Here is a 9,368-nt window from a genome sequence, read left to right as displayed (position 1 = left end):
GACCCCCGGGCAATTCGCATGTACCTGTTCAGGGCCCGGCGGCGATGTTCGAACAGAACGCGATATCGCCGGCTGGTTTGCCGCCTCACATCCTTGCCGACCAATGGTGACGGACCCGGGCATCACGGGCCGATACGGCTGGTGCACAAGCCCGCTGAGAACTGCGAGAACAAGACGAAACCTCGTCAATCCGCCTGCCGACTTCCGCCAACGAACGGTCAGGGTCGATGACGGCGCCCGTGAGGCGCGCGAGCGTCCACCTGCCTTCAGCATTATCGAAGGCGGTCTCGAGTCCTGTCCGCGCCGGCAGTTGGTCGTTGGCCAGCTCGATGACATCGTTGGCCACCGCCGAGATAATGACGCGTGAGGGCACACCGACGTCGATCAACAGTCGACCGACCAACTGATGACTGGGGGGATGATGACTGCGATTCTCAAAATGAGTGTCATCTCGTGACGCTCTGTGAACCGCCCCGGGATGTCCGGAGACTTTCTGATGTAGGGACTCAGCCGGCGGCTGGTCTCCGATGTTGAGCGTAATAGGCAGCCTCTAGATCGACAGGTGGGACGTCGCCGCAGTATTCGTAGAGGCGGCGGTGGTTGAACCAGTCGACCCATTCGGCGGTGGCCAGTTCGACTTCCTCGATGGTGCGCCAGGGCTTGCGGGGCTTGATCAACTCGGTCTTGTACAACCCATTGATCGTCTCGGCCCAGTCGTAGGAGCTGCCGGCCGCGCCGACCGATGGCTGGATGCCGGCTTCGGCGAGCCGTTCAGTGAACCGGATCGAGGTGTACTGGGCGGATTCAACTGGTCGACGCAACACCTCGATTCTTCGGAGGTGTGTGATGGCGTATGGGAAGCGGCAGTTGGAGGTTCGTGGCTATCGGGGGCAGATTCCGTCGCCGGGGCGGCCGACGGTGGCCTGGCGCCAGGACAGGGTCAGGTTCTGGGCGGCCATTGCTGCGGGGGCGATGACCGAGGGCGCTGCGGCCGAAGCCGGCGTGTCGTCGCCGGTCGGGTTTCGGTGGTTCCGCCATGCTGGCGGCGTGAATCCACAATTGCCAGAGACTGTTTCGGGTCGCTACCTGTCCTCGGATGAGCGTGAAAACGTTGCGTTGTGGCGTGCCCAGGGCGCGGGAGTCCGCGAGATTGCCAGGAGACTGGGCAGGGCGCCGTCGACGATCCCGCGTGAGCTGCGCCGCAACGCCTCCACACGCACCTATCGACTCGACTACAAGGCCTCGACCGCTCAGTGGCATGCCGAACGACGAGCCCGCCGCCCGAAGACGGCCAAGCTGGTCACCAACGACCGGCTGCGCTGCTACGTCCAGGACAAGCTGTCGGGGATCGTTCGCGGTGCTGACGGCCAGGTCGTGGTCGGTCCTGCCGGCATGCCGTGGAAGGGCCGCAACAAGCCCCACCGTGGTGATCGGGCCTGGGTGACGGCGTGGAGTCCCGAACAGATCGCTCGCCGGTTGCCCGTGGATTTCCCCGATGATGAGACCATGCGGATCAGCCACGAGGCCATCTACCAGGCGCTGTATGTCGAAACCCGCGGCGCGCTCAAGCGGGATCTGGCCAGCTGCCTGCGTCGCGGCCGGGCGTTGCGGGTGCCGCGGGCGCGGACCCGGCAACAGGCGTGGGCCCATGTCACCCCAGAGACGTTGATCAGCCAACGTCCGCCGGAGGCCGCCGATCGCGCCGTGCCGGGTCATTGGGAGGGCGATCTTCTGATTGGGTTGCAGCGCAGCGCGATCGGCACCCTGGTGGAGCGCAGCAGCCGGTTCACGATGCTGATACATCTCCCGCGCGAGGACGGCTATGGGGTGATTCCGCGGACCAAGAACGGGCCAGCTCTGGCCGGCTACGGTGCCCTCACGATGGCCACTGCCCTGGCCCAAACCATCACCACACTGCCCGCGGAGTTACGGCGGTCGGTGACCTGGGACCGGGGCAAGGAGTTGTCAGCTCACGCCCAGTTCTCGATTGCCTCCGGTGTCAAGGTGTACTTCGCCGATCCCAAGAGTCCCTGGCAGCGCGGTACCAACGAAAACACCAATGGCCTGTTGCGCCAATATTTTCCGAAGGGCACCGACCTGTCCCGTTGGAACGCAGACGACATCGCCGCGATCGCCCACACGCTCAACACCCGACCACGCAAAACCCTCGGGTGGCGCACCCCTGCGGAGGCCTTCACCGAACACCTACACTCGCTTCACCAGGCCGGTGTTGCGACCACCGATTGAATCCGCATTGAGATCCTCTATCAGTATGGTGGATAACATCTTTCAAATCGAAGATGCCGTCTTGTTGACGGGTCCAGATGGCGTGCTCGATCGCGTCGAGCACTATTGAGGTCGCCATCGTTGAGGCGACCCGCCAGCTCAGGATCCGCCGTGCGTAGGCGTCGATGACGAAGGCCACGTAGGCAAACCCCGACCAGGTGGACACGTAAGTCAGGTCGGCGACCCACAGCCGATTGGGCGCGGGCGGTCCAAACTGGCGGCTCACCAGGTCAGCAGGGCGAGCTGCTGCCGGGTCGGCGATGGTGGTGCGTTTGGTCTTGCCGCGAACCGCTCCAGTCAGGCCGAGTTGGATCATCAGCCGCTCGACAGTGCACCGTGCTACTGGGATGCCCTCACGGTTGAGCGCGAGCCACACCTTGCGGGCGCCATAGACCCCGTAGTTGGCCGCGTGGATGCGTTGGATGTGCGGCTTAAGCTCCTCGTCGCGCAGCTGGCGGCGGCTGGGTTCACGGTTGACCTGGTCGTAGTAGGTCGATGGGGCGATCGGCACGCCCAGCTCGGTCAGTTGTGTGCATTAGATCGACTCGACACCCCAGCGCAGACCATCAGGACCGTCGCGATGGCCCTGATGATCGGCGACGAACCGGGTGATTAGTGTGCTGGCCGGTCGAGCTCGGCCGCGAAAAAAGCCGACGCCGTCTTCAAAATCGCGTTAGCCCTTAGTAATTCAGCGTTCTCTCGCTGCAATCGCTTCAGCTCGGCGGACTCTTCAGTCGTGATCCCTGGCCGTGCGCCGACATCGACCTGGCCCTGGCGCACCCACTTGCGCACCGTCTCGGCCGCGCCCACACCGAGTAGGCGGGCGACCTCACTAATCGCCGCCCACTCCGAATCATGCTGACCGCTGATCTCGGCGACCATCCGAACCGCCCGTTCACGCAGCTCCTGCGGATACCTCCTCGACGAACCACCTGACATGACTCCAACCTTCCCAAGAAGTGGAGTCTCCGGACATCCCGGGGCGGTTCACGCGCGGAAAATGACATGCATCTGAGACAGATTGCAGATGACACGGCGTGAGACGTGCACCATCACCCCAGGTCAGCCGGCCGGAAAATGACACGCATTTTGAGAATCGACAAGTTCGTACTGAATAAACAAGAGGAAAGCTGATGTCGCCGGAAGAGGCCGAGTTCGTCGACCGCATAGGGCTGTTCTTCGAGCTCCTCGGCGCCACCCGCACCATGGGCCGGGCATACGGGTGGCTGCTGATCTGTGATCCGCCGCCGCAGTCGTTGACCCAGCTGGCCGACGCGCTCTCGGTGAGCAAGGCCTCGATCAGTACCGTCGCCCGCCAGCTGCTGGAGGGCGGCATGGTCGAGCGGTTGCCGAGCCCGAACCGCCAGCACCTCTACCGGGTCACACCGGGCGGATTCACCAGCGTCCTGGAAACGCAGCTGTCGCTGATGCGTCTGGGCATCGAGCCCGCCGAGTTCGCTCTGTCCGTGTCGGGTGAGGAACGCTCCGAACAGCGGGAGCGTGTCGAGGACTTCCGCGACTTCTGCGAATTCTGCACCCGGGACTATCGCGACCAGCTCATGCGGATGTGGACCGAATACCGGGCGACAAGGAGGCAGCCGTGACTCGGGCGGACAAAGTCGACTTCAGCGACGTGCCGTGGGGGTCGGTGGAATGGACCAACCTGTGCACGCTGTACCTGAGGGCGTACGAAAGCCGTTCGCCGGCACCGATTCTCGACGACAAGGCGGCCGCCGAGGCGGTGGACCGCATCGAATACGACTGGGCTCGCATGCGTCGCGCCATGCGCCCCGCGTTCAACCAGTACATGGTCACCATGCGCGCCAAACAGCTCGACGACTGGAGCGTCGACTTCCTGCGCCGCCACCCGGACGCCGTCGTGCTACACCTCGGGTGCGGCATGGACACCAGGGCGTTCCGGCTCCGTCCACCGGAAACCGTGCGGTGGTTCGACGTCGATCAACCGGACGTCATTGCCTTGCGGCGCAAGCTGTACGACGACCGCGACGGCTACCGGATGCTCGGCTCGTCGGTGACCGACGAGGCGTGGCTCGACGAGATACCCACCGATCGCCCGACGCTGATGGTCGCCGAAGGACTGGTCATGTACCTCACCGAGCCCGAGGTGCGTGCGCTGCTGCAGCGCGTCACCGATCGGTTCGGCGGTGGCGAGCTCGTCTTCGACACCGTGGCGCCGATGGGGCCGCGGCTGTCCAAGGTGTTCACCAAGGGCATCACCAAGTGGGGCATCCGCGATGCCCGCGAAATCGAGCAATGGAACCCGCGGCTGCGCTTCCTCGAGCAGTCCCCGGCGGGGGCGCTCTACCAACGCATACCCTCGGCGCCGGTGCGGCTGCTGTGGCGGCTGGTCAACGCCACGCCGATGCGGAATTACGACGTGCTCAACCGCTTCGCGCTCTGAGCCCGTGCGCCGTGGCCCCAATCGCGGAGTGTGAAATTGACGACGCGACACGCGAACGCGTCGCCAGATTCACACTCGGCGCAAGACTAGATCGCCGCGCCCGGGTTCAGGATCCCGAGCGGGTCCAACGCCCGCTTGATGCGCTGGGTCAGCTCCATCACCTCGGGGCCGAGGTAGCCGTCCAGCCACGGCCGCTTCAATCGGCCGACGCCGTGCTCACCGGTGATCGTGCCGCCCAGGCCGACAGCCAGGTCCATGATGTCGCCGAATGCGAGGTGCGCGCGCTCGGTCATCGCGGCGTCGGCGGGGTCGTAGACGATCAGCGGGTGGGTATTGCCGTCGCCGGCATGCGCGATCACCGAGATCATCAGATCGCGTTCCAAGGCAATGCGCTCGATCCCGGTGACCAGCTCGCCCAGCGCCGGCAGCGGCACCCCGACGTCCTCCAGTAACAACGATCCCTTGGCCTCCACCGCCGGGATGCAGAACCGGCGGGCGGCCACGAACGCCTCGCCCTCGTCGGGATCGTCGGTCGAAAACACCTCTGTCGCACCGTTTTCCGCGAACACCGCGGCGATCACCGCGGCGTCATCGGATCCCGCGCGTCCCCTTTCATCGGAACCGGCCACCAGCATGGCGGCCGCCCCGCGGTCCAGGTCCATGCGCAGGGTGTCCTCGACGGCGTTGATCGCCACCGAATCCATGAACTCCAGCATCGAGGGCCGAAGTCGTGCCGCGACCCCGAGCACCGCATCGACCGCCGACTCCACCGAGGCGAAGGTGGCCACCACGACACTGGAAACATTTTGCGCGGGCAGCAGCCGCAGCGTCACCTCGGTGATGACGCCCAACGTGCCCTCGCTGCCGACGAACAGCTTGGTCAGCGAAAGCCCCGCGACGTCCTTCAGCCGCGGGCCGCCCAGCCGCACCGCGGTGCCGTTGGCCAGCACCACCTGCATGCCCAGCACGTAGTCGGTGGTGACGCCGTACTTCACGCAGCACAACCCGCCGGCGTTGGTGGCGATGTTGCCCCCGATGCTGCAGATCTCGAACGACGACGGGTCGGGCGGATACCACAGCCCGTACGAGGCGACGGCCTTCTTCACCTCCGCGTTGAACAGACCCGGCTGGCATACCGCGGTGCGCGTCACGGGGTCGACGTTGATGTCGCGCATCTTCTCGGTCGACAGCACGATGCCGTCGTCCAGCGCGGTCGCCCCGCCGGACAGGCCGCTGCCGGCTCCCCGGGTCACCACCGGCACCCGATGGGCGGAGGCCCAGCGCAGCACGGTCTGCACCTCTTCGGTGCGCCGCGGCCGGACCACGGCCAGTGGCTTGCCCGCCGACGGGTCGAAGGCGCGATCCTGGCGATAGCCCTCGGTGATGGTCGGGTCGGTGACGACCATCCCGTCGGGCAGGCCGGCGATCAACTCGGCCAGGACATCAGCGTGCACGGCCCCGATCCTATGCCCCGGTTTCGCCAGCAAACTCGGGCAAAGCGCGGTCCAGTTCGCGCAGCGACGGCAGGCCGCACGCGACCAGGCCGAGCAACAGGATCGGCACCGCCAACACCAGGAACGTGACCTTCAGCCCGGCCGCGTCGGTCAGCGGACCGGCCACCAGCAGGCCCAACGGGCCCGCGGCGTAGGTCAGCCCGGTCATCACCCCGACCACCCGGCCGCGCAGCCGGTGCGGGGCCCGGGTCTGCATCACGTAGTTGTAGATCGGCTGGATCGGCCCGTAGACCACGCCCGTCACCGCGCACAGCACCAAGATCACCGGCAACGGCGGCAGGAACGCGATGCCGACGGTCGCCGCACCGAAGGTGAGCATCGCCGTCAGCACGGCCGTGCGCCGTCGCGTGTGTTTCGACAGCACTGCGTAGCCGAGGGCGCCCGCCACGCCGCCGGCCCCGAGCGCCATCAATGTCCAGCCCAGCTGCGCGGGCTGGTGACGGTCGCTGAAGTATTTGGGAAACAGCACGCTTTCCATCGGCAGGTACAGCGCGGTGACGACCAGGTCGATCAGCCCGAGCGTGCGCAGCACCCGCAGGTTCCAGACGAATCGCAATCCCTCGGCGACGCCGGACATCAACCCGTCGCGCAGGGTCGTGCGCTCGGGCTTGCCGGTGCCCTCGAGCCGCAACGCCCCGATTGCCAGGATGGACAACCCGAACAACCCAGCCGTGATCCACATCGTGTTGATGCCGCCGACCGCGGCGATCATCAATCCGCCTATGCCCGGGCCCACGATGAACCCGAGGTTCTGAATCGCCTCGTAGACGCTGTTGGTGCGGTCCAGCGACCAGCCGGCGCGGGCGGCAGCCTCCGGCAGCATCGACTGCCGCGCCGTCGTCCCCGCCGGGTCGAAAGCGGCCGCGAAGAAGGCCAACACGGCCAGCACCGCCAGGTTGAGCGCGTCCGCACCGAAGAACCAGGCGATCAGCGGGACGGCGGCCACCGCCGTGCCGGACAGCGAATCGGAGACCAGCGACACCCGGCGGCGCCCGAAAAAGTCGACCGCGGCGCCGGCGACCAGCGTGGAGACCACCAGCGGTAGCGTCATGGCCAGGGCCACGGCCGACGCGTCCTGCGCGCTGTTGTGGTGCTGCAACGCCAGCCACGGGAACGCGACGATCGAGATGCCGGTACCCGCCGTCGCCATCAGCGTGGCGAACAGGATCAGAAACGCTGGGCCGCTGCTTTTCATGGGATATCGCCGCTGAATTTATGCCAACGCCGTATTTACGGCGACCGAATTTTGCGACTGATGCAGGATGTTGATGTGCTCGCCCACCCAAATACCGGCCAGGCGTTCGGATCTCCGGTCGCTCCCGGTAGCGGATGGCCGCGCGATCCGGCCACGCCGCAGACGCCGGTGGCCGCCGACCCGACCCAGGTCGCCGCTCTGGCGGCCCAGGCCGGGTCGATACCCGAACTGGACGCCGCGATCAGCGTGTGCCGGGCCTGCCCGCGGCTGGTCACCTGGCGCGAGGACGTCGCCGTTGCCAAACGCCGGGCCTTCGCCGACCAGCCGTACTGGGGGCGGCCGGTGCCGGGCTTCGGGTCCGAGCGGCCGCGGCTGCTGATCGTCGGGCTGGCCCCCGCCGCGCACGGCGCCAACCGGACCGGGCGGATGTTCACCGGCGACCGCTCCGGCGACCAGTTGTACGCGGCGCTGTTCCGCGCGGGGCTGGTCAACCAACCGGCCAGCGTCGATGCCGCGGACGGGTTGCAGCCCAACGGGATTCGGATCGCCGCGCCGGTCCGCTGCGCGCCCCCCGCCAACGCCCCGACCCCGGCGGAGCGGGACACCTGCTGGCCCTGGCTGGCCGCCGAATGGCGGCTGGTGTCCGAGCATGTACGGGTCATCGTGGCACTGGGCGGCTTCGCCTGGCAGATCGCGTTGCGGCTGCCGGGCGTGTCCGGAGCGCCCAAGCCGCGGTTCGGTCACGGCGTCGTCGCGGAGCTGGGATCAGGAGTGCGTTTGCTCGGCTGCTACCACCCCAGCCAGCAAAATATGTTCACCGGTAGGTTGACTCCCGTGATGCTCGACGACATCTTCAGCAAGGCAAAGAGGTTGGCAGGATTCAAGTGACCGATATTCTGGTTTCGGGTGCCAGCGTGGCCGGCACGACGGCGGCGTATTGGCTTGCCCGCCAGGGCTATTCGGTCACCATGGTGGAGCGCTACCCGGGCCTGCGGCCGGGCGGTCAGGCCATCGACGTGCGGGGTCCGGCGCTCACGGTGCTCGAACGCATGACGCTGCGGGCCGCCGCCGACCATCGCAGAACACGGATCCGGGGCGCATCCGTGGTGGACCGCGACGGCAACGAGCTCTCCGACGACACCGAATCGACGCCCACCGGTGGGCTCATCGCCAACCCCGACATCGAGTTGCTGCGTGACGACCTCGTCGAATTGCTTTACGAGGCAACCCAACTGGACACTGAATATATCTTCGACGACAGCATCGCCGCGTTGGAGGACGACGGCACCTCGGTCAAGGTGACCTTCGAGCGCGCCGCCGCGCGCAGCTTCGACCTGGTGATCGGCGCCGACGGTTTGCACTCCAACGTGCGCCGGCTGGTCTTCGGCCCGGAGGAGCTATTCATCGACCCCCTGGGCACCTATGCGGCAATCTTCACCGTGCCCAACTTCCTGGACCTCGACTACTGGCAGACCTGGCATTACGGCGACAACACAATGGTGGGCGTCTACAGCGCCCGCAACAACACCGAGGCCCGCGCCATGGTGGGTTTCATGGAGGCCGACCTGCGGATCGACTACCGCGACACCGAGGCCCAGTTCGCCGAGCTGGAACGGCGGATGGCCGACGACGGCTGGGTCCGGCCGCAACTGCTGCAGTACATGCGGAGCGCGCCCGACTTCTACTTCGACGAGATGTCGCAGATCAAGATGGATCGCTGGTCGAAGGGCAGGGTGGCGCTGGTCGGCGACGCCGGGTATTGCTGTTCTCCGCTGTCTGGCCAGGGCACCAGCGTCGCGCTGCTGGGCGCCTACATCCTGGCCGGCGAGCTCGCCCTGGCGAGCGACGACTACGAACTCGGCTTTGCGAACTACCACAAAGAGTTCCACGACTACGTCAAGCGCAACCAATGGCTGGTGGTCGACAACATCCCGGGCGGTGCGCCGATCCC

8 protein-coding genes and 2 pseudogenes are annotated in these 9,368 nt (G+C 66.6%); 5 read left to right on the top strand and 5 right to left on the bottom strand.

Features of this window, described 5'->3' with window-relative positions; genetic code table 11:
• Positions 1-85 precede the first annotated feature (85 nt).
• Positions 86-388 carry an EsaB/YukD family protein gene (locus tag JWP83_RS31150; RefSeq protein WP_367185577.1) on the bottom strand — a complete coding sequence of 101 codons (303 nt, stop codon included), beginning with the start codon at positions 386-388 and terminating at the stop codon, positions 86-88.
• A gap of 118 nt (positions 389-506) precedes the next feature.
• Positions 507-800 (bottom strand): annotated as a pseudogene (locus JWP83_RS04305) (integrase core domain-containing protein); the annotation flags it as partial.
• A gap of 46 nt (positions 801-846) precedes the next feature.
• Between JWP83_RS04305 and JWP83_RS04300 the strand changes: the two are divergent.
• Positions 847-2,247, top strand: coding sequence for an IS30 family transposase (locus tag JWP83_RS04300; RefSeq protein ID WP_297726273.1), 1,401 nt, complete (start codon positions 847-849; stop codon positions 2,245-2,247).
• A 7-nt stretch (positions 2,248-2,254) separates the two neighbouring features.
• Here JWP83_RS04300 and JWP83_RS04295 read toward each other — a convergent pair.
• Positions 2,255-3,225, bottom strand: a pseudogene (locus JWP83_RS04295) (IS3 family transposase); the annotation flags it as partial.
• Between the two features lie 194 nt (positions 3,226-3,419).
• Here JWP83_RS04295 and JWP83_RS04290 point away from each other — a divergent pair.
• A complete protein-coding gene (locus tag JWP83_RS04290; protein ID WP_297726271.1) occupies positions 3,420-3,890 on the top strand; it encodes a MarR family transcriptional regulator in 471 nt (156 codons plus the stop codon).
• Positions 3,887-4,708 (top strand): class I SAM-dependent methyltransferase, encoded by an 822-nt coding sequence (locus JWP83_RS04285; RefSeq protein WP_297726267.1) that lies wholly within the window; start codon positions 3,887-3,889, stop codon positions 4,706-4,708. Before JWP83_RS04290 ends, JWP83_RS04285 begins: the two co-directional genes overlap by 4 nt.
• 86 nt (positions 4,709-4,794) lie before the next feature.
• Here JWP83_RS04285 and JWP83_RS04280 read toward each other — a convergent pair whose 3' ends face one another.
• Both JWP83_RS04280 and JWP83_RS04275 read right to left on the bottom strand, forming a co-directional pair.
• Positions 4,795-6,162, bottom strand: coding sequence for an FAD-linked oxidase C-terminal domain-containing protein (locus tag JWP83_RS04280; RefSeq protein ID WP_297726264.1), 1,368 nt, complete (start codon positions 6,160-6,162; stop codon positions 4,795-4,797).
• A gap of 10 nt (positions 6,163-6,172) precedes the next feature.
• Positions 6,173-7,417 carry an MFS transporter gene (locus tag JWP83_RS04275; protein ID WP_297726261.1) on the bottom strand — a complete coding sequence of 415 codons (1,245 nt, stop codon included), beginning with the start codon at positions 7,415-7,417 and terminating at the stop codon, positions 6,173-6,175.
• 60 nt (positions 7,418-7,477) lie between these two features.
• On the opposite strand from JWP83_RS04275, the gene JWP83_RS04270 reads away from it, so the two are divergent.
• Positions 7,478-8,305 carry a uracil-DNA glycosylase gene (locus JWP83_RS04270; RefSeq protein WP_297726258.1) on the top strand — a complete coding sequence of 276 codons (828 nt, stop codon included), beginning with the start codon at positions 7,478-7,480 and terminating at the stop codon, positions 8,303-8,305.
• A partial coding sequence (locus JWP83_RS04265) for an FAD-binding protein (RefSeq protein ID WP_297726255.1) occupies positions 8,302-9,368 on the top strand: 1,067 nt, incomplete at its 3' end. The genes JWP83_RS04270 and JWP83_RS04265, both read left to right, overlap by 4 nt.

The sequence above is a fragment of the Mycobacterium sp. genome (assembly GCF_025965855.1).
Classification (GTDB): Bacteria; Actinomycetota; Actinomycetes; order Mycobacteriales; family Mycobacteriaceae; genus Mycobacterium.
Note: the sequence above shows the minus strand (reverse complement) of the source record. Positions and strands in the feature narration are given on the sequence as shown.

Excerpts from the sequence above, each read along its gene's own strand:
- JWP83_RS04275 (WP_297726261.1), bottom strand. The coding sequence starts at position 7,417 with ATGAAAAGCAGCGGCCCAGCGTTTCTGATCCTGTTCGCCACGCTGATG.
- JWP83_RS04270 (WP_297726258.1), top strand. The coding sequence starts at position 7,478 with ATGCAGGATGTTGATGTGCTCGCCCACCCAAATACCGGCCAGGCGTTC.
- JWP83_RS04300 (WP_297726273.1), top strand. The coding sequence starts at position 847 with ATGGCGTATGGGAAGCGGCAGTTGGAGGTTCGTGGCTATCGGGGGCAG.
- JWP83_RS04290 (WP_297726271.1), top strand. The coding sequence starts at position 3,420 with ATGTCGCCGGAAGAGGCCGAGTTCGTCGACCGCATAGGGCTGTTCTTC.